The organism is Pseudomonas mendocina, from assembly GCF_900636545.1.
Lineage (GTDB): Bacteria > Pseudomonadota > Gammaproteobacteria > Pseudomonadales > Pseudomonadaceae > Aquipseudomonas > Aquipseudomonas mendocina.
In genome coordinates this window covers 3,342,182-3,363,255 of record NZ_LR134290.1, presented here as the reverse complement: position 1 = coordinate 3,363,255, position 21,074 = coordinate 3,342,182, and the positions used below count along the sequence as shown (strand labels likewise).

Below are 21,074 nucleotides of genomic sequence, written 5' to 3'. Positions count from 1 at the left end.
TCAGGTGTGGCCAGGACGGTTCCGCCAGAGTCTGTTGTCGAACTCAGCTAAGGACAACAACAATGGCTCTCATCAAAAAAGAAGCGCCGGAGTTTGACGTCGACGATGAACTGCTCCTCATGGAGCCCGGCATCGTTTTCGGCGAGGTTCAGGGCGATGACCTGGAAGCACCGGTCACGCGTACCAAGGCCAAGAGCGCCACACCTTCCAAGCAGCACAAGTACATCGACTACACCCGGGCGCTAGACGCCACTCAGCTTTACCTCAACGAAATAGGTTTCTCTCCCCTGCTCACTCCCGAAGAGGAAGTGCACTTCGCGCGCCTGGCGCAGAAGGGCGATCCAGCCGGGCGCAAGCGCATGATCGAGAGCAATCTGCGTCTGGTCGTGAAAATCGCCAGGCGTTACGTCAATCGTGGTCTCTCTCTGCTCGATCTGATCGAGGAGGGTAACCTGGGCCTGATTCGTGCCGTGGAGAAGTTCGATCCGGAGCGGGGGTTCCGGTTTTCGACTTATGCCACCTGGTGGATCCGCCAGACCATCGAACGGGCGATCATGAACCAGACGCGAACCATCCGTTTGCCGATTCATGTGGTCAAGGAGCTCAACGTCTATCTGCGTGCGGCTCGTGAGCTGACCCAGAAGCTGGATCATGAGCCTTCCGCGGAAGAAATTGCCAACCTGCTGGAGAAACCGGTGGGTGAGGTCAAACGTATGCTTGGCCTCAACGAGCGGGTGTCTTCGGTAGATGTCTCGCTCGGTCCGGACTCGGACAAGACGCTACTCGACACCCTGACCGATGATCGTCCGACCGATCCCTGCGAGCTGCTGCAGGATGATGATCTGTCGCAGAGTATCGATCAGTGGTTGTCGGACTTGACCGATAAGCAACGCGAAGTCGTCGTGCGTCGTTTTGGTCTGCGTGGGCATGAGAGCTGTACGCTGGAAGAGGTAGGCCAGGAGATCGGCCTGACGCGTGAGCGTGTACGCCAGATCCAGGTCGAAGCGCTCAAGCGCCTGCGCGAAATCCTGGAGAAGAATGGCCTGTCCAGTGACGCGCTGTTCCAGTGAGTTGTCGCCTTGATCATGAACCCGGCTCCGGCCGGGTTTTTTATGCGCTCTCATGTAAGCCATTGCTCACAGGCGCTGTCAGACTTTGTGCTGAAAAGGACTGTCGCTAAGCGGTTTGTTTTATTTAATTATATGTTTTTAAAGGAAATTTAATTTATATCGAACGGGCTTAACGTATTTCAGTCGGGTTGTATGTGATTCTGGAACCGCTAATATCACAACCGTGCTCAGGGACAAGCACAGGTCATCAGGATGATGATCAGGAACATCGCAAGAAGCGATTCATCAGGACGATGAGTTGGGAAACAAAGGGATTAGGGAATAAAAGTGGGCGGCGCGAGCCGCCCCTTTTTTTGTCCGCTATTTCTGCTACGTCCCGCGGGTCGCCCGCGAGAGCAATGGCCGTAAAAGTAAAAGACCCGCACATGGCGGGTCTTCGTATTTCTGGGATAACTCAGCGCTCCAGGTGCTGCAGCTTGTCCTTCACGCCATCCCACTCTTCGGCGTCCGGCAGGGCGTCTTTCTTCTCAGTGATGTTCGGCCACACTTCGGCCAGGTCGGCGTTCAGTTCGATGAACTCCTGCTGATCCTCCGGCACCTCGTCTTCGGAGAAGATAGCCTGCGCAGGGCACTCCGGCTCGCACAGGGCGCAGTCGATGCACTCGTCCGGGTGAATGACCAGGAAGTTCGGGCCTTCGTAGAAGCAATCCACCGGGCAGACTTCCACGCAGTCGGTGTATTTGCACTTGATGCAGTTGTCGGTGACGACGAAGGTCATTCTGATTCTCTCCTCGGGCGGCGGCCTGGGCTCTTTCTGCGAAGGGCTGCCAGGCGCTCTGTCTATGGCCGCGGCTCAGGCTGTAAACCGGGCAGTCGTAAAATTGCGCGCGATTCTAGCAGTTTGTTGTATTGAGCGTTAGACCTGCGTCTTCCATGCATATAACAGCTCGAGGGCCTTGCGTGGCGTCAGATCATCCGGATTGATCTTGTGCAGTTGCTCTATCAGTGGATGCGGCACGCTGGCGAACAGGTCGCTTTGCATCGGGACCTGGGGTTGGCCGGGCTCCTGGCGTGGAAGATCGTGCGGCAGGCTGGTGGCTTCCAGGCGCGCCAGGTGCTCGCGCGCGCGGCTGATCACCGTGCCCGGCACGCCCGCCAGTTGTGCCACCGCCAGGCCGTAGCTCTGGCTCGCCGGTCCGGGCTGCACATGATGGAGGAAAACGATGCGTTCGTTGTGCTCGGTGGCCGAGAGGTGCACGTTGGCCACCACGGGCTCACTTTCAGGCAATACCGTCAGTTCGAAGTAGTGAGTGGCGAACAGGGTGAAGGCACGCAGGCGCGCCAGGTGCTCGGCCGCCGACCAGGCCAGCGACAGACCATCGAAGGTACTGGTACCACGGCCGACTTCGTCCATCAGCACCAGGCTGCGTTCGCTGGCGTTGTGCAGGATGTTGGCGGTTTCGCTCATCTCCACCATGAAGGTGGAGCGGCCGCCAGCCAGATCATCGCTCGAGCCGATGCGGGTGAAGATGCGATCGACCAGCGACAGCTCGCAGGCGGTGGCCGGCACGAAACTGCCGATATGGGCCAGCAGTACGATCAGGGCGGTCTGGCGCATGTAGGTGGATTTACCGCCCATGTTCGGCCCAGTGATGATCAACATGCGGCGGTGGTCGTCGAGATCAAGGTCGTTGGCCACGAAGGGGGTGGTCAGCACTTGCTCGACCACCGGGTGACGACCCTGATCGATGCGCATGCACGGTTCATCGACGAAGCGTGGGCGGTTCAGGTCGAGGTTGAGTGCGCGCTCGGCTAGATTGCTCAGTACATCCAGCTCGGCCAGGGCCGCGGCGCTGTCCTGCAGCGGCGCCAGGTGACCGATCAGCTTCTCAAGCAATTCGTCATACAGCATCTTCTCGCGCGCCAGGGCGCGGCTCTTAGCGGACAGCGCCTTGTCTTCGAATTCCTTGAGCTCCGGGGTGATGAAGCGCTCGGCGCCCTTGAGCGTCTGCCGGCGGATGTAATCGGCCGGTGCAGATTCGGCCTGCTTGGTCGGCAGCTCGATGAAGTAACCGTGCACACGGTTGTAGCCCACCTTGAGGTTGGCCAGGCCGGTGCGGGCTTTTTCGCGGGCCTCCAGATCCATGAGGAACTGGCCGGCGTTCTCGCTCATCGCCTGCAGCTCGTCCAACTCGGCGTCGTAGCCGGTCTTCAGCACGCCGCCGTCGCGAATCACCGCCGGCGGGTTGTCGATGATGGCGCGGGCCAGCAGCTCGGCCAGTTCCGGGTAGGTGGCGATGGTCGTGGCCAGCTGTTGCAGGTGCGGCGTGTCCAGCGAAGCCATTTCCTGCTGCAGCTCGGGCAGTGCGGCCAGGGCATCGCGCAGGCGAGCCAGGTCGCGTGGACGGGCATTGCGCAGGCCGATACGGGCGAGGATGCGCTCCAGATCGCCGATTTCCTTGAGCTGCGGCTGCAGTGTTTCGAAACGGTAGCCATCGAGCAGGCAGGCGATGGCATCCTGGCGCGCCTCCAGCACTGCACGGTCGCGCAGCGGACGGTTCAGCCAGCGGCCCAGCAGGCGGCTGGCCATGGCGGTCTGGCAGCGATCCATGACCGACTGCAGGGTGTTGTCGCGACCACCGGCGAGGTTGATGTCCAGTTCCAGGTTGCGGCGGCTGGCGCCGTCGAGGATCACCGTATCGTCCAGGCGCTCGTGGCGCAGGCTGCGCAGGTGGGGCAGGGCGGTACGCTGGGTTTCCTTGGCATAGCTCAGCAGGCAGCCAGCGGCGCCGATGGCCAGAGTCAGGTTCTCGCAGCCAAAGCCTTTCAGATCCTGGGTACCGAATTGCTGACATAGGCTCTTGAAGGCACTGTCGCGATCGAAGTCCCATGGCGCGCGGCGGCGTGAGCCTTTGCGTTTCTCGGCCGGCAGACCTTGCGGCCAGTCGTCCGGAATCAGCAGCTCGGCGGGGTTCAGGCGCTCCAGTTCGGCCAGCAGGTTCTCCCAGCCGTTGATTTCCTGCACGCTGAAGCGGCCACTGGTGATATCCAGCACGGCCAGGCCGAACAGACGTTCGTCACCGAGGACGGCAGCCAACAGGTTGTCGCGATGTTCGTCGAGCAAGGCTTCGTCGCTGATGGTGCCAGGCGTGATGATGCGCACCACCTGGCGCTCCACCGGCCCCTTGCTGGTGGCTGGGTCGCCGATCTGCTCGCAGATCACTACCGATTCACCGAGTTTGACCAGTTTAGCCAGGTAACCCTCGACCGAATGGAAGGGAATGCCGCACATAGGGATCGACTGGCCAGCCGACTGACCGCGAGCGGTCAGGGTGATGTCCAGCAGCTTGGCTGCCTTCTTCGCGTCTTCGTAGAAAATCTCGTAGAAGTCACCCATGCGATAGAACATCAACTGGTCCGGGTGCTGGTTCTTCAGCTTCCAGTACTGCTGCATCATCGGGGTGTGTGCGGAGAGATCGGTCATGCCGGGCCTTACGTGCGGTGGGTGTGACGAAACGGGGAATCTTCCCATACTTCGTCTTTCCCGTGGACCCCGAAACGCCAACGATATCGCCCGCCAGTGCGTTGCGTCGACTGGTGGCCATGGTCATTTCCACTGCTCGTGCAAGATGTGTAGGGTGGGGCACTCGATAAGGAGGCGAACATGGACAGAATCAGTCAACTGGCCGAGCAACTTGGTAAGGCGTTGAAGGCGCAGGGTGCTCAGGTCAGCACGGCAGAGTCCTGCACGGGTGGCGGTATCGCCGAGGCGATTACCCGCATACCGGGCAGCTCGGCTTGGTTCGAGGCTGGGTATGTGACCTACTCCAACGAGCAGAAGACCAGGCAACTGGACGTCTGCGCCGACTTTTTCTCCAGCGTCGGCGCGGTGAGTCAGGAGGTGGTTGAGGCCATGGTGCGCGGCGCACAAGGGCACAGCGGGGCGCGCTACGCTGTCGCCGTCAGTGGTGTGGCAGGGCCCGATGGCGGCTCGCCGGCCAAGCCGGTTGGTACCGTCTGGTTGGCCTGGGGCGATGGTGAGCGTCTTTACAGCGTGCGCAGGCAGTTCTCCGGAAACCGCGACGAAGTGCGCCGACAAACGGTCGAGGCCGCTCTGGTGGGGCTTCTGCGGCTGTTGGCCGAGGAAAATCCTGCAATGGGGTAGGCGGGCGACTTGCCCTGTGGAATAATACTGGCTACTTATACAGTTGTTGGCGGCCGCTGAGGCCCTTGTGAATACGTGAGGATGGTAATGGACGAGAACAAGAAGCGCGCTTTGGCGGCTGCCCTGGGTCAGATCGAGAAGCAGTTCGGCAAGGGCGCAGTCATGCGCATGGGCGATCATGAGCGCCAGGCGATTCCGGCCATTTCCACCGGTTCGCTGGGCCTGGACATCGCACTGGGCATTGGTGGCCTGCCGAAGGGGCGTATCGTTGAAATTTACGGTCCGGAGTCTTCGGGTAAGACCACTTTGACCCTGTCGGTGATCGCTGAGGCGCAGAAACTCGGTGCTACCTGCGCCTTCGTCGATGCCGAGCATGCGCTCGATCCCGACTACGCTGGCAAGCTCGGCGTCAATGTCGACGACCTGCTGGTGTCGCAGCCAGACACCGGTGAGCAGGCCCTGGAAATCACCGACATGCTGGTGCGTTCCAACGCTATCGACGTGATTATCGTCGACTCCGTGGCGGCCCTGGTGCCCAAGGCGGAAATCGAAGGTGAGATGGGCGACATGCACGTCGGTCTGCAGGCCCGACTGATGAGTCAGGCACTGCGCAAGATCACCGGCAACATCAAGAACGCCAACTGCCTGGTGATCTTCATCAACCAGATCCGTATGAAGATCGGCGTGATGTTCGGCAGCCCTGAAACCACCACCGGCGGTAACGCACTGAAATTCTACTCCTCGGTTCGCCTGGACATCCGTCGTACTGGCGCGGTGAAGGAAGGCGAAGAAGTGGTGGGTAGCGAAACCCGCGTGAAGATCGTCAAGAACAAGGTCGCCCCGCCGTTCCGTCAGGCCGAGTTCCAGATTCTGTACGGCAAGGGCATCTACCGTAACGGCGAGATCATCGATCTTGGCGTGCAACAGGGTCTGGTCGAGAAGTCGGGTGCCTGGTACAGCTATCAGGGCAACAAGATCGGCCAAGGCAAGGCCAATGCCGCCAAGTTCCTGGAAGACAATCAGGAAGTGGCCCGCGAGATCGAAGGTCAGATTCGCCAGAAGTTGCTGGTCAACAGTACTCCGGCCAAGGCTTCCGCCGACGACCTGGCTGACGCAGAAGTCGACTTCTAAGCCAGCCTCGCATGACCGTCGTACTGGATAACCCGCTCGCTGTCAGGCGAGCGGCCATGGATCTGCTGGCACGGCGTGAACATGGGCGTGTCGAGCTGACGCGTAAGCTGCGCAAGCGTGGCGCCTCCGAAGAGATGATCGAGACCGCTCTGCAGCGCTTGTCGGAAGAGGGGCTGCTGTCGGAGGCACGTTATCTGGAGAGCTTCGTCGCCTATCGGGCGCGCGCCGGTTATGGTCCGCAACGTATTCGTGAAGAGCTTGGGCAGCGAGGGTTGGTGCGCGCTGATATCGATCAGGCGTTGCGTGAGAGTGGCATCGACTGGTTCGAGCAACTGCGTGAAACCTGGCAGCGCAGGTTTTCCGGCCAGCTTCCCGGTGATGCTCGCGAGCGTGCTCAGCAGGGCCGGTTTCTGGCTTACCGTGGTTATTCGCTGGAGATGATTGGGCGCTTGTTGCGCGGTTGTGACGAGTAGTTCGTCATTCCGCGTTTTCTGGTTGTACGGTCAGCTGGCGCAAGTGCTCCGGTACGTCGGGTGCACCTGCCAGGCGCAGGCCTTCGCCCAGGGCCGTGGCCTCCTGATGTTCCTTGGGTAGCATCAGGAACTCCGGTGTGCCGGCTTTCTTCAGTAGCGACAGCCGCGCGTATGGAATTGCATTGTCCAGCAAGAGCCCCATGAAAGTGGGATCGCTCCAGGCCGCCTCAGGCATGGCCAGCACGTGATAGCGGCTCTGCAAGTCATGCAGTCCTGATTCGTTCAGGCGATAGCGCACCAGATTGGCTGGCAGCTGTACGTCCAGTCCGCGTCTGCGGGCGTAGACAATCGCTCCGGCGAAGGACTCTCCTTGTATTTCACCTGACCAGAATGTACGCGAGCCTCGCCAGTTGGCCTGGCGCAGCTCGATTGGTTCGCCTGCGAGAAATCGCGGCAGCGCCAGACTGATAGTCCTGACGAAATCCTTGTAACTGATGATGCGAACCTGTTTGCAGTGCTCGCTGGCGGCATAGTCTTCAAAGCATGAATAGCCAGTTGCGGGAGTCGAGCAGGCGAAGCCATCGATCATGCGTAGATCGAAGGTCTGCAGTTGTTGCGTTTGTGCCTCCACTACCTGGGTCAGTGCCGCATGGGCCTGGGCCTTGTCTTCCTGCACCGGGCCTGAGAGGGCGCCGCGTGGCAGGTTGAGCAGCAGTTGCAGTTGCGGGCCCGCGTGCCAGCAGATGTTTTCGGTCGCAGCCGGTAGTGGCTTGAAGGGCAGGCGTAGAGCGCTTGCTCTGGCGAATATCTGTCTGGAACCACGACCGAGCAGGCCCATGCGTTGAGCAAGAGCTGCCAGGCGACTGCTGAAAGTTGAGGACTCGGACAAGCTCATGGCCGGCAGATCGCTCCTGAGGCGTCTACTGCAGTGTGGCAGACGCACACGACTGTTGCCCATGAAGCGTAGCGTGGTGCACGAGCGCCAGCGGCTGTGCAGGTCTGTGGCAAAATAGCCGCATTCATTTGCGAGGGTGCCTCCATGCCCAGCTTGGTGCTGGATATTGCGTTATCGGCCGAACGATTGCAGGCCATCTACCGTGGTCATGCCAACCGGATTATGGCGCAAAGCCGTGATGGGCGCCGCGTCAGTTTGCCGGCCCATCATCTGCGGCCCTATCTGACTCACGCCGGTATCTATGGTTCCTTCGTGCTGGAATTCAACAGTACCGGTGAGTTACTGAGCTTACGCCCTTTGGACTGATCTGGCGCGCTTGCCTCGCGCCAGGGGCAGCTGCGCGGCTATAATCGCCGGTCTGCCCACCCTCTACCTGTCGAGCTGAGCCTGCCCATGTACTCCCTGGCCCGCGAGCTGCTGTTCAAACTTTCCCCGGAAACCTCTCACGAGCTGTCCATCGATCTGATCGGTGCAGGTGGCCGGCTGGGTCTCAATGGTCTGTTGACCAAGGCACCGACCAGCCTGCCGGTAAACGTGATGGGCTTGCAGTTCGCCAATCCGGTCGGCCTGGCCGCGGGGCTGGACAAGAACGGTGATGCCATCGATGGCTTCGCTCAGTTCGGTTTCGGTTTCGTCGAGATCGGCACCGTGACTCCGCGTCCGCAGCCGGGTAACCCCAAACCGCGGCTGTTCCGTCTGCCGGAGGCCGAGGCGGTGATCAACCGCATGGGGTTCAACAACCATGGCGTCGATCATCTGCTGGCGCGGGTCAGGGCTGCGAAGTTCAAGGGGGTGCTGGGCATCAACATCGGCAAGAACTTCGATACACCGGTCGAACGTGCGGTGGATGACTACCTGACCTGCCTGGACAAGGTTTACGCCCATGCCAGCTACGTCACCGTTAACGTCAGTTCGCCCAACACTCCAGGGCTGCGCAGCTTGCAGTTCGGCGATTCCCTTAAGGAGCTGCTCGAGGCGCTGCGTCGACGTCAGGAAGACCTGACCCAGGAGCATGGCAAGCGCGTGCCGCTGGCGATCAAGATTGCCCCGGACATGAGCGATGAGGAGACCGCGTTGGTCGCTTCTGCGCTATTGGGCGCGGATATGGATGCGGTGATCGCCACCAACACAACCCTCAGCCGTGAAGGTGTGGAGGGGCTGGCTCATGGTGACGAGGCGGGTGGCTTGTCGGGCGCACCGGTGCGTGACAAGAGCACGCACATCGTCAAGGTACTGGCTGCTGAGTTGTCCGGCCGCCTGCCGATCATTGCGGTCGGCGGTATCACCGAGGGCAAGCACGCTGCGGAGAAGATCGCTGCTGGGGCGAGCCTGGTACAGATCTATTCGGGGTTCATCTACAAGGGGCCGGCGCTGATTCGCGAAGCGGTGGATGCTATTGCCGCGTTGCGCAAATAAATAGGGCTCCCGAAGGAGCCCTTGGGCTTGCGCCCGCCGCCCGGAGGGGGTCGGCATGGTGAAGTCGGGAGTGATCCTGTATTAGCCGACAGCGTGAAGTTCGTTGAGTCGATGAATACCGGCTGTGCCGGTCAGCCCATCCCAGTTGTCGCCACGGCCCTCACGCCAGCCATTGAGCCAGGCCTGACGAACCGAAGGTAGGGTAAAGGGGCAGAGTTCGCGGGATTTACCATTGATGCCGTATTGATAGCCGCGCAAAAAAGCTCTTTCTAACGGATCACGCTTAAGTCTTCTCATAGGGTGTTGCCCTCACTGTTGACTGTTATGTCCCGTTGGCCTTGTAGCAAGGCCAGGCAGAAATCGTTCTGCCTACGAAAGTCCGCTGCCGGCGTGGCGAACTTTCTGTGCCTTCGCCGTTGCAGCGAAAGCCTTAGGTAGTGTTCTAACGAATGCACCGGGGACTGTGAATGATCGATTTGTCATAAGGGCGTAACCTAAATGCGGGTGAGGCCATAAGGAGGCTGGGAATATGTCCAGCCTCTTTCAGCCAAGCGCCGCCATAGCTGGCTGTGCGCGCCAATGCTCGCAATTTGCTAGTGCAAATGAGAGTGCTTGCTTATTCCGACGAAGGGTCGCTCTGTGACTTTTTGTCACTTATTTTGAGTCGAGGTGCACCGACGCACCTCCCTTATTGCCATAGGCAGCGGAACATCCATGTCTGACCGTTACGAAATCGTGCTGACCTGTCCCAAAGGGCTCGAAGGCCTGTTGCTGGAAGAAGCCAAGGCGCTGGGCCTGGAGGAGGCGCGCGAGCAGACCGCCGCCGTTCGTGGGCATGCCGAGATTGAAGTGGCCTACCGACTCTGTCTCTGGTCGCGACTGGCCAACCGCGTGTTGCTGGTGCTGTCGCGCTTCGCCATGAACAACGCCGACGAGCTGTATGAAGGCGTCAAGGCGGTGGACTGGCGTGACCATCTGGAACCGGCTGGCAGCCTGGCGGTGGAATTCAGCGGTAATGGTTCGGGTATCGACAACACGCATTTCGGTGCGCTCAAGGTCAAGGATGCGATCGTCGACCGGCTGCGTACGGCCGGTGGCGAGCGCCCCAGCATCGACAAGCTCAACCCTGACTTGCGCGTGCACCTGCGCCTGGATCGCGGCGAGGCCGTGCTCTCTCTGGACCTGTCCGGACACAGCCTGCACCAACGCGGCTACCGCCTGCAGCAGGGGGCCGCGCCGCTGAAGGAAAACCTGGCTGCCGCGGTGCTGATTCGCGCGGGCTGGCCGCGCATCGCTGCCGAGGGCGGCGCATTGGCCGACCCAATGTGCGGCGTCGGCACCTTCCTGATCGAGGCAGCATTGATGGCCGCCGACATCGCGCCCAATCTCAAGCGCGAACGCTGGGGCTTCTCCAGTTGGCTCGGCCATGTGCCGGCAATCTGGAAGAAGCTGCATGCCGAGGCCGAACAGCGCGCTGCGGCGGGGCTGGCCAAGCCGCCGCTGTGGATTCGTGGTTATGAAGCTGACCCGCGTTTGATTCAGCCTGGGCGCAATAACGTCGAGCGCGCCGGCTTGTCCGACTGGGTGAAGATCTATCAGGGTGAGCTGGGCAGTTTCGAGCCGCGTCCGGACCAGAACCAGAAGGGCCTGGTGATCAGCAACCCGCCCTATGGCGAGCGTCTGGGCGATGAGGCCAGCCTGCTGTACCTCTACCAGAATCTGGGTGATCGCTTGCGTCAGGCCTGCCTGGGCTGGGAGGCGGCGGTGTTCACCGGCGCGCCGGAGTTGGGCAAGCGCATGGGCCTGCGCAGCCACAAGCAGTATTCGTTCTGGAACGGTGCGCTGGCGTGCAAGCTGCTGCTGATCAAGGTGCAGACCGAGCAGTTCGTTACTGGCGAGCGGCGTGCGCGCGAGGACGATCAACAACCGGTGAGTGAAGCACCACAGCAGGCGCGTTTGTCCGAAGGCGGCCAGATGTTCGCCAACCGCCTGCAGAAGAATCTCAAGCAACTGGGCAAGTGGGCGCGCCGCGAAGGTGTCGAGTGCTACCGGCTGTACGATGCCGACATGCCCGAGTATGCCGTGGCAGTCGATCTGTACCGCGACTACGTTCATGTTCAGGAATATGCCGCGCCGCGTTCGGTCGACCCGGACAAGGCGCAGGCACGCTTGCTCGATGCCCTGGCGGCGATCCCGCAGGCGCTGGGCGTGGCCCAGAGTCGTGTGGTGATCAAACGCCGCGAGCGTCAGACCGGTACCAAGCAGTATCAGCGTCAGGCGGCGCAGGGCGAGTTCATGGAGGTGAACGAAGGCGGGGTCAAGCTGCTGGTCAACCTCACCGATTATCTGGATACCGGGCTGTTTCTCGATCACCGCCCGTTGCGTCTACGCCTGCAGCGTGAGGCGGCTGGCAAGCGGTTCCTCAACCTGTTCTGTTACACCGCCACAGCCACCGTGCATGCGGCCAAGGGAGGGGCGCGCAGCACCACCAGCGTCGATCTGTCCAAGACCTACCTGGATTGGGCGCGGCGCAATCTGTCGCTCAACGGTTTTTCCGACAAGCATCGCCTTGAGCAGGGCGATGTAATGGCCTGGCTGGGGGAGGATCGCGGGGAGTACGACCTGATCTTCATCGACCCGCCGACCTTCTCCAATTCCAAGCGCATGGAAGGCGTGTTCGATGTGCAGCGCGATCACGTCGAGTTGCTCGACCTGGCCATGGCGCGTCTGGCCCGTGGCGGCGTGCTGTACTTCTCCAACAACTTCCGCAAGTTCCAGCTCGACGAGAGTCTGGTGGCGCGTTATCAGGTCGAGGAGATCAGCGCGCAGACTCTGGATCCGGACTTCGCCCGCAACCCGAAGATCCACCGCGCCTGGCGTTTCACTGCGCGCTGACTGCGTAGTCCGGATGCAATCCGGCGGCTCTGCGAACCAGGCCCCGAATTGCATCCGGGCTACAAAAATCGTCAGCGCTTGGGCTGTTTGTAGGTTTCCAGCAGCACCTGATCGAGAATCGAGGTGGCTCCCCAGGGTTTGGGGTCGTTGAGGATGGCGACCACGGCCCAGTCCTGGCCATTGCTGTCGCGACTGTAGCCGGCGATGGCGCGTACGTTGTTCAGCGTACCGGTCTTGATGTGCGCTTCGCCCACCAGCGGGGTGCGTTGCAGGCGCCGGCGCATGGTGCCGTCCATTGCTACCAGTGGCATCGAGCTGCGGAACTCGGCAGCGTACGGGCTGCGCCAGGCAGCCTGGAGAATCAGGGCCATTTCCCGAACACTGATGCGCTCGGCGCGCGACAGGCCAGAGCCATTTTCCATCACCAGATGCGGGGCAGTGATGCCCTTGCGTGCCAGCCAACTGCGGATCACTCGTTGCGCGGCCATGGAGTCGTCCTGGTCGGCTTCGGTACGAAATTGCGCGCCGATGCTGAGGAACAACTGCCGTGCCATGGTGTTGTTACTGTACTTGTTGATGTCGCGGACGATCTCCACCACATCGGGCGAGAAGGCGCGTACCAGCATGCGCGCGTCTTCCGGAACGGCGCCCTGGCGGTCCTTGCCGAGGATCTTGCCGCCCAGTTCCTGCCAGATGCCGCGTACAGCGCCTGCTGCGTAGCTTGGGTGATCGAGCAACGACAGGTAGGTCTGCGCGCTGCAGCCTTCGGCCAGCTGGCCACTGACGATCAGCGTGGTGCCGTCGAACTGATCCACCGCGTTGTAGCGAATGTCGGGCCAGGATGGGCACTTGGCGGCCTTGAGCAGGCGGACCTGGTTGTCGATACGGATCGAGGCGATGGGCGGGTCCATGGCGATGCTCACCTTGCCGTCTTCGGCACGGGTGATGAAACGTTGCGCCTTGAGGTTGACCAGCAGCGAGTCGGGTTTGACCAGGAACGGCTTGTTGGCGTCGCCGCCATCGTCATTGAATGCCGGTAACTGCGGGGCGACGAAGAAGCTGCGATCAAGCACCAGGTCACCCTGGACCTGCCGAACGCCATTGATACGCAGGTCGCGTAGCAGCAGCCAGAGTTTTTCCATGTTCAGTTTCGGGTCACCGCCACCCTTGAGGTAGAGGTTGCCGTGCAGCACACCGTCCTTCAGCGGGCCGTCAGCATAGAACTCTGTCTTCCACTGATGGTTCGGGCCCAGCAGTTCGAGCGCCGCATACGTGGTCACCAGCTTCATGGTCGACGCCGGGTTGACCGAGACATCGGCGTTGAATTGCAGGCCGCCGGTCTGTCCGCCCAGTGGCACGGTCATCACCGACAGCGAATTGCTGGAAATCTTGTTGGCCTTGAGCGCCTGTTCCACCTTGGCAGGTAGTGCAGCGCTGGCAGCATGGCAGGAGAGAGCGAGGGGCAGGAGCACGGCGCTCAGCGCCAGTTGGCGAAACCGCTGAATCATCGACAGGAACCTTCCGCAGTCAGGCGGGAGTAACAAGGGAGACAGACAACCGACAGTCTGGCTCGGGGAAAAGTTGCCGGCATTATGCCGCAAGAGTCCATCCGCAGTCGGCCCTGTCCGGCTAAAAAACGACGGGGCAAACAGCTGGCGTTCAACATTTGCACGGACGCCTCAGACGACACAAAACGGGCGCTTGCCCGGCGAAACTGCTAGAGTGCCGCGCGTTATCACCTTTGAGGATTGTTTCATGGCGACCAACCGTTCCCGCCGTCTGCGCAAGAAGCTCTGTGTCGATGAATTCCAGGAGCTGGGCTTCGAGCTGACCCTGAACTTCAAGGCCGACCTGAGCGACCAGACCCTTGACGACTTCGTCGATCAGTTCCTCGATCAGGCCATCGCTGGCAATGGCCTGGATTATGTAGGCGGCGAAGACTACGGTCTGGTCTGCCTGGCCAAGCGCGGCTCGGTCAATGAGGAGCAACGCGCTGCTGTCGAGGTCTGGCTGAAAGGTCGTGACGAGCTGCAGAACTACGAGATCAGCCCATTGCTGGACGTCTGGTATCCGGAAAACCCGATCAACCAGGCTTGATTGATGTCGGGCGCCGGGTTCCCAGGCGCCGCCTCAGCTTTTGGCTGATCCAGGCCATGGCCTGATACCCGACTGAAGAAGCGGGCTCTGCTCTCGAGTCGAAGCGTTGATCAACGTTTCGCGAGCAGGGCTCGCTCCTACAGCACTCCCGCCTTTTCCAACACCATCTGTTCGTTTACTTCATCGATTTGCTCGGGACGCATGAAGCGTTCGGCGTAACGTCGATAGATGCCGCTGCGGATGAACAGAGCGAACAACTGCGGATCAATGTGCGCGCCTTTGCACATGCCGATCATGATGTTCAGTGCCTCCGACAGCGTCTTGCCTTTCTTGTAGGGACGATCCACTGCCGTCAGTGCTTCGAAGATGTCGGCGATGGCCATCATCCTTGCGGGCAGGCTCATTTGCTCGCGTGTCAGGCGTTTGGGATAACCGGTGCCATCCATTTTCTCGTGATGCCCGCCAGCGATCTCGGCGACGCTCTGCAGATGCTTGGGGAAGGGCAGGCGGTCGAGCATCAGTATGGTCTGCACGATGTGGTGGTTGATGATGTAGCGCTCCTCGGCCGTCAGCGTGCCGCGGGCGATGCTCAGGTTATGCAGCTCGCCACGATTGAACTTGTGTGGCGGCACCTCCAGTTTGAAGCCCCAGCGGTTGTCCGGTGCAATCAACTCTTGTGCCGGTCGCTCGATCAGGTGATCGAGACGATCAGCCAGCAGCGCCTCTTCCACCGGTAGGCTGTCGGGCACCGAGCGCTCCAGGCGTTTGGCTTCCTCCCAGGACACTCCCAGGCGGTTATCCAGCGTTCGCAACCAGCGCCGTTCGGCGATCTGCTCGAGTCGCGACTGATCTGCGTCGGCCATGGCCTCGCCGCCCAGGTTGATGCGCGCGATGAAGGCGAATTCGTCGTCCAGATCACTCAGCAACTGATCGCGCAGGGCAGCCAGTGCGGTTTCGTCTGCGCCTTCGGTGCGGCCACGCCAGTAGGCGATCCAGGCATCGCGCTTGAGCACCTCGAAGCGCATGCGTACCTCGTGAATGCGGTCGTACAGGGTTTCCAGCTTGGTCGCCTTGTCGACCACGTACTCGGGGGTGGTGACCTTGCCGCAGTCGTGCAACCAGGCGGCGATATGCAGTGCTTCCCATTCCTCGTCGCTGGGGTTGTAGTCGCGAAATTCGGGCGCGTCACTTTCGGCGGCGGCACGCGCCAGCATCAGGGTGATTTCCGGCACACGCTGGCAGTGGCCGCCGGTATAGGGGCTCTTGGCATCGATGGCGCCGGCGATCAACTGGATGAAGGCGTCGAGCAACTGCTTCTGTCTGGCCAGCAGGCGCTGGCTTTCGATGCACAGCGCCGCGCTACCCGAAACAGCGTCGACGAAGGCGATACGGTCCGGGCTGAGCATGCTTTCGCTGTCCTCGCCGCTATCACGTTGCAGCAGCACCAGTACCCCCACGGTATCGCCCTGGCGGTTGTGCAGGCCGGCGGCGATCAGGTGCAGGCGCGGACTGTCCATCGCCGAGAGCAGCCCCTGAAACGTACCGGCCTGATCGAAGCCGATGGAGGTGGCAACGCTCTCGCCGCCGCTGGCCGGACGTTGCAGCCAGGCGGGGAGCGTCGGGTCTTCGTGGGCCAGTGGGTGAATACCCAGCTCGGTGAGGCTGCGGCTCTGACCATCGATCACCAGTCCCTTGGGTTCCAGTCGACCGTTGTCATTGTCGAGCAGATAGAGCAATCCACCCTGGGCATCGCTGATGGAAACGGTCGCATCCATCACCCGTTTGATCAGCGTGTCGAAATGCGTCTCTGCAGAGAGGCTGGCCGCGATGTCGAGGAAGCTCGAAAGTGTCTCTTTCATGCTGCTCATCGATACCGCCAACTGGTCGACTTCGAGAATTGGTGAGCGGCCGCTGGCCGGGTAGTTGAAGTCGAAGCGGCGGATGGCCTGTGCTTCCTGCACCAGGCTGCGCAGGGGTTTGACCACCAGGCGCGAGGTCAGCCAGCCCAGCGGCAGGCACAGCAACAGCGTGGTCAGGGTGATCAAGGCGCCCTGCCAACGGATGCGGTAGGCCTCGGCCAATAACTCCTGCTCGGGCACCAGCAGCGCCAGATGAAGCCCCTGGGGGCCGCCTTCCTGAATGTGCCAGTGGGCCATGGCCCAGCGCTGTCGGGCCAGTTCGATGATGCCTTCATCCTGCTCGTTGAGATTCCCGGACAGCAGTTCCCCCAACGCCGGGTTTAGCTCGCTGACCTTGACCAGCGATACCTTGCCGTCGACCTCCTTGAGCAGGCGGTTGCTCTCGGGATAGGCCACCGCGTTACCGTCGCCGTCGGCGAGTATCACCTGGCTGTTGGGCGTGACACGGTGGGTCGCCAGGGTGGCGGAAAGGTCATCGAGCGTGAGATCGGCGCCGAGTACCGTGGTCAGGCCACTGCGCCTGGCCAGGGTGGTGCCGATTTCCTGAGTGGAGAAGAACAGATAAGGCGCGGTGGTGATCTGTCCGCCATCGCCGCGGGCGCGCTTGAACCACTCGCGCTCTCTTGGGTCATAGGGCTCGCTGAGCTTCTGACGGCGGCTGAGCTGGTTCAACGAACCGTCATAGAACAGATAGTCGCTCTCGGTTCCGGCGCTGCTGCGGTCAATGGTCCAGACCTGGTAGGCGGCTTTGTCCGGTGCATTGAAGCGCTGCTTGAGCATCTCGCTGCGCAGTGGCCTGACCATGAAGAAATCGCCATCTTCGTAGCCGAGATAGATCGAGGCCAGCTTGGGATTGTCGCGCAGCGCCTGGACGAATAGCGGCAGCATTTCCAGACGTTCATCGAGGGTGTCGGCCTGGCTGGCAGGGTGCAGCGCGAGCAGGCTGAGCAGGTGGCGAATAGGCTGGTAGGTACTGTCCAGGTCGCGCTGCACATCGTGCTGGATGCGCTCGAAGAGGGTCGAGCTGCTGGAGAAGATCAGCCGGCTGGTCTGCTGGTAGTTGAAAAGCCCCAGCACCACGCCGGTGAACAGCAGCAGAAGCGTGAACAGGACGCTGATATGGACGTGCAGGGGGAAACGGCGTTCACGCGCTACGGCGGTATTGAGCATCGCACTTCACTCCTTGCGGACGCTGCAGGCTTCAACAGCATAGTGAAGAGTGAGCGAATCTGCCGAAACGTTATAAGGGCTATTGCGATCCGTCCCTGGTCTTGTCCTGTTTGTTCAGCTGCAGGCGCAAGCCATGTATCAGCAGGGCCACGGTGAGGGTCAGGGCGACGCCGATCAATGCGTTGAGCAGGCGGACCTCGGCCAGGTGCCAGTCCTGTGACAGGCTTTCGGCCAGGAGCACGAAGCAGAGGCTGGTTTGCAGCACGAACAGGCCGTAGTGATTGGCCTGTAGCGCGCGGCTGAGGATGACCAGCACCAGCAGGGTCATGACCATCATCGGCGGGCTTTGCAGGCTATGGCCAAAGAGGATCAGCAGGCCGGCAGCAGCGAGGCTGGCCAGGCTGGCTTGCAGGGCGCGCACCAGGCTGCCCTGGAATTCCAGTTGCAGCGTGCTGATGACGGTCAGCGTCAGCCAGTAGCCACGGGACAGACCGGCCAGGTTGACGACCAGGCCAGAGGCGGCGAAGGCCAGCATGCAGGCCAGTGCATGCAGACGCCATTGCTGGCGAGGCAGGCGCTGCGCGTGACGCTTGAGCACCTTGAGAATGGCGAGGAAGCGCGGCATGTACGGCCACATGCGCAGGCCATGCAGACCACGCAGGCCGAATGCCAGCAACATCACCCACAAGCCGCCGAGGATGAACAGCATGGCCACGGCGTAAGGGTTATGCAGGTTGCCTATACCGAACTGACCTTGGCCAAGACACAGGCAGATGCATAGGCCTATGCCCAGCTTGCCGGCCTCGCTGCCGAAACGCTGTAGCCAGGCCAGCAGCAGGCCGAAGGCGGCAAAAATGCCCAGGCTGACCAATGGGTGACTGCCAGCCCAGAAGCCGAGGCCTGCACTGCAGGCGCCGAGACCGGTGAGCAGCAGCATGCGCAACATGCCGAAGCGGTGCAGCGGATTGGCCTGCGCCGCCTGGAGGGCGCCGGCCGAGGCCCAGAGGAAACCACTGTGAGCGGTGGACAGGCCGAGTAGCAGCGGCAGGGCACAACCCAGGCCTGCGACCACGGCCGGACCCCATGCCGGCGGGCCGGCATGCCAGGTGAAGCTGTTGCGAATCAGGTTCTTCATGTGCGCTTTCGTCACACCGGGCTCGAACGGCCGGTCATTTCCCTCGCCATCTCCGTAGCGTAGCTGTCAGTCATGCCGGCGATGAAGTCGATCACGCGCATGAACGAGCGGTACAGCGGCCAGCCCGGTTCAGGAGCGTAGTAGCTGAGCAGGTCGAGAATGCGCCTGTGCTTGAAGGACAGCGTGCGCCCGCTGTGCTGTTCCAGCGCGGCGCCGCAGAAGGCATTGAGGAGAATTTCCAACGTGGTGTAGGCGCCGATCTCGTGCAGCGTCTTGCGCTTGTCATGGAATATTTTCTCCCGCGCCAGCGACTTCGCGCTTTGCACGCAGCGCTTGGCCGCGCCGTGCATGTGTTCGACCAGGTCGCCCTGCAGGCCACCGCCAAGCAGTGCCTCTTGTTGCTCGACGAAGGCTCCGGCCGCGGCATTGGTCAGGTGTTCGATGGCTTTGCCGCGCAGGATCGCCAGTTTGCGTCGACGTGAATCTCTGGGACCAAGCTGGCGGTAGGTTTCCGGCAGATCGTCGCCGACCAGGTCGAGCAGCAGCGCCTCGACTTCGGTGTAGTCGAGCAGCTCCATTTCCACGCCGTCTTCCAGATCGATCAGGCCGTAACAGATGTCGTCTGCTGCCTCCATCAGGTAAACCAGCGGGTGACGCGCCCAGCGCTGGGCCTCCAGTTGTGGCAGCTCGAGCTTGGCGGCGATTTGCTCGAGCAGCGGCAGTTCGCTCTGGTAGCAGCCGAACTTGTGTTTCTTGTAGCCCTGCGCATCGGCATGGCGGGCCGTCCAGGGGTATTTGAGGTAGGTGCCTAGGGTGGCGTAGGTCAGTCGCGTGCCGCCGTCGAATTGGTGGTATTCGAGTTGAGTGAGGACGCGAAAGCCCTGGGCATTGCCTTCGAAGTTGAGAAAGTCGGCGCGTTCGGCATCGCTCATCGCATCCAGCCAGCCGCGCCCTGCAGCCTGCTGGAACCAGTGGCGAATGGCGTCTTCGCCGGAGTGGCCGAACGGCGGGTTGCCGATGTCATGCGCCAGGCAGGCGGATTGCACCACCATGCCCAGGTCGCTGGGCGTGCACCAGTTGGGCAATTCGTCTCGGAGCATCTCGCCGACGCGCATGGCCAGTGAGCGGCCGACGCAGCTGACTTCCAGCGAGTGGGTCAGGCGGGTGTGGATATGGTCGTTGCTCGAGACCGGATGCACCTGCGTCTTGCGCCCCAGGCGGCGGAAGGCGCCGGAGAAGATGATGCGGTCATGATCCTTGTGGAAGGGACTGCGTCCGAGCTCTGCCGAGCTGGGAGCGGGTTTGCCGAGACGTTCGCGGGTGAGCAGGGTGTGCCAATCCAAGGCCGATCCTCGCCAGGTTGATCCGGGCCCCTAGCTTGGTTGTTCGTGCCGCTGCCTGCAACCCCGGGTTGGTTACAGACCGGCAGCGTCGATGTCTACCAGCAGCAGACGGCGACCGTTATCGATGAACTGGCCCGCTGTCAGGCAGTACTGGTTGGTAGTGGCGTCACGGTAGGTGGTGGAGAGCGTCAGGCGTCGCTCTTCCCAGCCCTCGGCCAGCAGTTGGTAGAAGTAGGGGCGCCACGACCAGTTGTGGCCGAGATAGCGATCATCTGCCTGCCAGGCGTGCTGGCGCCATTCCAGGTTTGGCGTCAGCTGAGTGCCATGACGATCACACTGATAGGTACGCAGCAGCCAGGGGTAGTTGTCCGGTGCGCGCAGGCTGCTCGCCGCGGCGCCACTCTCGGCCCAGGCCCGCAGTTCGGCCATCAGCTCGGTCAGCTGCTGGCGCAGGTTGACCAGGCGGGCGCGTTCGGCGAGTTTCTGTTGGACGTAGCTGTCGCGCAGGCGCGCGAAGCGACCGACGAAGGCATCGCTGGCGAACAGCTCCTGTTCGGGTTTGGCAAAGAGAAAACCCTGCACGTAGCGCGCCCCGCATTCCAGGGCGAAGTTCAGCTCGGCTTCGGTTTCCACCCCCTCGGCGATGATCCAGCAGCCGGTCTTCTCTGCCATCTGCGCCAGGGCCTTGACCACTTCGCCGCTGGGGCCTCCACGCGCAGCTTCCTGAAACAGACGCATGTCCAGCTTGAGGATGTCCGGTTGCAGCGCCAGCACGCGGTCGAGCTGCGAGTAGCCGGCACCGAAGTCGTCAATGGCGATACGCGCGCCGGCTTCGCGGTAGCGTGCAACCACATCCGGCAGGCGCTGACTGGCACCACCCAATTCGGTGATCTCGAAGACGATGCGCGTTGGGTCGACGCCGCTGCGCTGCAGCTGGATCAGACTTGGCAGCGGTTGCGCCGGGCGCAGGCGGCTGATCCAGCGGGGTGAGATGTTGAGGCTGAGAAACCAGTCAGCCGGAGCCTGATGGAAACGCTGCAGGGCATCCTCGCGGACCTGGCGGTCAAGGCGGCGCAGGGCTGCTGGCGGGGTTTTCGGGTCGGCGAAGAGTGGGCCGGCCGAATGCGCTCGGCCCTCGCCATCGCGCAGCCGAGCCAAGGCCTCGACGCCGGCGATACGGCCAGTGGCGGTGTCGATAAAGGGTTGGAAGACGGCAAAAGGCAGTCCGTCGATCACCTGGGATGTCCTTAGCGCTCAGCGGTTGAGCCACCAAGTGGCGGCTGGGTTGCTCAACCTAGCAAGATC

17 protein-coding genes are annotated in these 21,074 nt (G+C 61.8%); 8 read left to right on the top strand and 9 right to left on the bottom strand.

The genetic code is table 11. The features are described from left to right. Positions 1-62 precede the first annotated feature (62 nt). Entirely contained in the window at positions 63-1,070 is a 1,008-nt protein-coding gene (gene rpoS / locus EL191_RS15555; RefSeq protein ID WP_013716393.1) for an RNA polymerase sigma factor RpoS, read from the top strand. A gap of 454 nt (positions 1,071-1,524) precedes the next feature. Here rpoS and fdxA read toward each other — a convergent pair whose 3' ends face one another. Both fdxA and mutS read right to left on the bottom strand, forming a co-directional pair. Further along, positions 1,525-1,848: a ferredoxin FdxA gene (fdxA, locus tag EL191_RS15550; protein ID WP_013716392.1), complete on the bottom strand. Its 324-nt coding sequence runs from the start codon at positions 1,846-1,848 to the stop codon at positions 1,525-1,527. 138 nt (positions 1,849-1,986) lie between these two features. After that, a complete protein-coding gene (mutS, locus tag EL191_RS15545) occupies positions 1,987-4,554 on the bottom strand; it encodes a DNA mismatch repair protein MutS (protein WP_041981050.1) in 2,568 nt (855 codons plus the stop codon). A 180-nt stretch (positions 4,555-4,734) separates the two neighbouring features. Between mutS and EL191_RS15540 the strand changes: the two genes are divergently transcribed. The 3 genes from EL191_RS15540 to recX all read left to right on the top strand — a co-directional run bounded on the left by EL191_RS15540 (position 4,735) and on the right by recX (position 6,839). After that, positions 4,735-5,235, top strand: a complete 501-nt coding sequence (locus tag EL191_RS15540) for a CinA family protein (protein WP_013716390.1) — start codon at positions 4,735-4,737, stop codon at positions 5,233-5,235. A gap of 87 nt (positions 5,236-5,322) precedes the next feature. Continuing rightward, positions 5,323-6,366 (top strand): recombinase RecA, encoded by a 1,044-nt coding sequence (gene recA / locus EL191_RS15535; protein WP_013716389.1) that lies wholly within the window; start codon positions 5,323-5,325, stop codon positions 6,364-6,366. 11 nt (positions 6,367-6,377) lie between these two features. Next, complete coding sequence (gene recX, locus EL191_RS15530) at positions 6,378-6,839, top strand: recombination regulator RecX (protein ID WP_026042240.1); 462 nt, start codon at positions 6,378-6,380, stop codon at positions 6,837-6,839. A 4-nt stretch (positions 6,840-6,843) separates the two neighbouring features. Here the strand turns inward: recX and EL191_RS15525 are convergent, their stop codons facing one another. After that, positions 6,844-7,734, bottom strand: a complete 891-nt coding sequence (locus EL191_RS15525) for a DUF6685 family protein (RefSeq protein ID WP_017363762.1) — start codon at positions 7,732-7,734, stop codon at positions 6,844-6,846. A gap of 144 nt (positions 7,735-7,878) precedes the next feature. Between EL191_RS15525 and EL191_RS15520 the strand changes: the two genes are divergently transcribed. Beyond that, positions 7,879-8,100: a DUF2835 domain-containing protein gene (locus EL191_RS15520; protein WP_013716386.1), complete on the top strand. Its 222-nt coding sequence runs from the start codon at positions 7,879-7,881 to the stop codon at positions 8,098-8,100. Positions 8,101-8,187: 87 nt separating this feature from the next. Then, positions 8,188-9,210, top strand: a complete 1,023-nt coding sequence (locus EL191_RS15515; RefSeq protein WP_041981049.1) for a quinone-dependent dihydroorotate dehydrogenase — start codon at positions 8,188-8,190, stop codon at positions 9,208-9,210. Positions 9,211-9,291: 81 nt separating this feature from the next. Here EL191_RS15515 and rmf read toward each other — a convergent pair whose 3' ends face one another. Further along, on the bottom strand, positions 9,292-9,507 hold the full coding sequence (gene rmf / locus EL191_RS15510; RefSeq protein WP_003244273.1) for a ribosome modulation factor: 216 nt from the start codon (positions 9,505-9,507) through the stop codon (positions 9,292-9,294). 417 nt (positions 9,508-9,924) lie between these two features. On the opposite strand from rmf, the gene rlmKL reads away from it, so the two are divergent. Further along, on the top strand, positions 9,925-12,105 hold the full coding sequence (rlmKL, locus tag EL191_RS15505; RefSeq protein ID WP_013716383.1) for a bifunctional 23S rRNA (guanine(2069)-N(7))-methyltransferase RlmK/23S rRNA (guanine(2445)-N(2))-methyltransferase RlmL: 2,181 nt from the start codon (positions 9,925-9,927) through the stop codon (positions 12,103-12,105). A gap of 71 nt (positions 12,106-12,176) precedes the next feature. On the opposite strand, the gene dacB is transcribed toward rlmKL, so the two are convergent. Continuing rightward, positions 12,177-13,613: a D-alanyl-D-alanine carboxypeptidase/D-alanyl-D-alanine endopeptidase gene (gene dacB / locus EL191_RS15500; RefSeq protein WP_013716382.1), complete on the bottom strand. Its 1,437-nt coding sequence runs from the start codon at positions 13,611-13,613 to the stop codon at positions 12,177-12,179. 247 nt (positions 13,614-13,860) lie between these two features. Between dacB and EL191_RS15495 the strand changes: the two genes are divergently transcribed. Then, entirely contained in the window at positions 13,861-14,202 is a 342-nt protein-coding gene (locus EL191_RS15495; RefSeq protein WP_041981048.1) for a YggL family protein, read from the top strand. A gap of 137 nt (positions 14,203-14,339) precedes the next feature. Here the strand turns inward: EL191_RS15495 and EL191_RS15490 are convergent, their stop codons facing one another. The 4 genes from EL191_RS15490 to EL191_RS15475 all read right to left on the bottom strand — a co-directional run bounded on the left by EL191_RS15490 (position 14,340) and on the right by EL191_RS15475 (position 21,005). Further along, the gene (locus EL191_RS15490; protein ID WP_041981047.1) at positions 14,340-17,291 is read right to left on the bottom strand and encodes an HD domain-containing phosphohydrolase; all 2,952 of its coding nucleotides are present in this window, start codon (positions 17,289-17,291) and stop codon (positions 14,340-14,342) included. 79 nt (positions 17,292-17,370) lie between these two features. Beyond that, a complete protein-coding gene (locus tag EL191_RS15485; RefSeq protein WP_041981046.1) occupies positions 17,371-18,426 on the bottom strand; it encodes an FUSC family protein in 1,056 nt (351 codons plus the stop codon). 11 nt (positions 18,427-18,437) lie between these two features. Continuing rightward, positions 18,438-19,769, bottom strand: a complete 1,332-nt coding sequence (locus EL191_RS15480) for a deoxyguanosinetriphosphate triphosphohydrolase (protein ID WP_041981045.1) — start codon at positions 19,767-19,769, stop codon at positions 18,438-18,440. Positions 19,770-19,841: 72 nt separating this feature from the next. Further along, positions 19,842-21,005 carry an EAL domain-containing protein gene (locus EL191_RS15475; RefSeq protein ID WP_013716377.1) on the bottom strand — a complete coding sequence of 388 codons (1,164 nt, stop codon included), beginning with the start codon at positions 21,003-21,005 and terminating at the stop codon, positions 19,842-19,844. Between the last annotated feature and the right edge of the window lie 69 nt (positions 21,006-21,074).

What these genes read in the sequence shown, in the direction of transcription:
- rpoS (WP_013716393.1), top strand. Translation starts at nt 63, where the DNA reads ATGGCTCTCATCAAAAAAGAAGCGCCGGAGTTTGACGTCGACGATGAA.
- fdxA (WP_013716392.1), bottom strand. Translation starts at nt 1,848, where the DNA reads ATGACCTTCGTCGTCACCGACAACTGCATCAAGTGCAAATACACCGAC.
- mutS (WP_041981050.1), bottom strand. Translation starts at nt 4,554, where the DNA reads ATGACCGATCTCTCCGCACACACCCCGATGATGCAGCAGTACTGGAAG.
- EL191_RS15540 (WP_013716390.1), top strand. Translation starts at nt 4,735, where the DNA reads ATGGACAGAATCAGTCAACTGGCCGAGCAACTTGGTAAGGCGTTGAAG.
- recA (WP_013716389.1), top strand. Translation starts at nt 5,323, where the DNA reads ATGGACGAGAACAAGAAGCGCGCTTTGGCGGCTGCCCTGGGTCAGATC.
- recX (WP_026042240.1), top strand. Translation starts at nt 6,378, where the DNA reads ATGACCGTCGTACTGGATAACCCGCTCGCTGTCAGGCGAGCGGCCATG.
- EL191_RS15525 (WP_017363762.1), bottom strand. Translation starts at nt 7,734, where the DNA reads ATGAGCTTGTCCGAGTCCTCAACTTTCAGCAGTCGCCTGGCAGCTCTT.
- EL191_RS15520 (WP_013716386.1), top strand. Translation starts at nt 7,879, where the DNA reads ATGCCCAGCTTGGTGCTGGATATTGCGTTATCGGCCGAACGATTGCAG.
- EL191_RS15515 (WP_041981049.1), top strand. Translation starts at nt 8,188, where the DNA reads ATGTACTCCCTGGCCCGCGAGCTGCTGTTCAAACTTTCCCCGGAAACC.
- rmf (WP_003244273.1), bottom strand. Translation starts at nt 9,507, where the DNA reads ATGAGAAGACTTAAGCGTGATCCGTTAGAAAGAGCTTTTTTGCGCGGC.
- rlmKL (WP_013716383.1), top strand. Translation starts at nt 9,925, where the DNA reads ATGTCTGACCGTTACGAAATCGTGCTGACCTGTCCCAAAGGGCTCGAA.
- dacB (WP_013716382.1), bottom strand. Translation starts at nt 13,613, where the DNA reads ATGATTCAGCGGTTTCGCCAACTGGCGCTGAGCGCCGTGCTCCTGCCC.
- EL191_RS15495 (WP_041981048.1), top strand. Translation starts at nt 13,861, where the DNA reads ATGGCGACCAACCGTTCCCGCCGTCTGCGCAAGAAGCTCTGTGTCGAT.
- EL191_RS15490 (WP_041981047.1), bottom strand. Translation starts at nt 17,291, where the DNA reads ATGCTCAATACCGCCGTAGCGCGTGAACGCCGTTTCCCCCTGCACGTC.
- EL191_RS15485 (WP_041981046.1), bottom strand. Translation starts at nt 18,426, where the DNA reads ATGAAGAACCTGATTCGCAACAGCTTCACCTGGCATGCCGGCCCGCCG.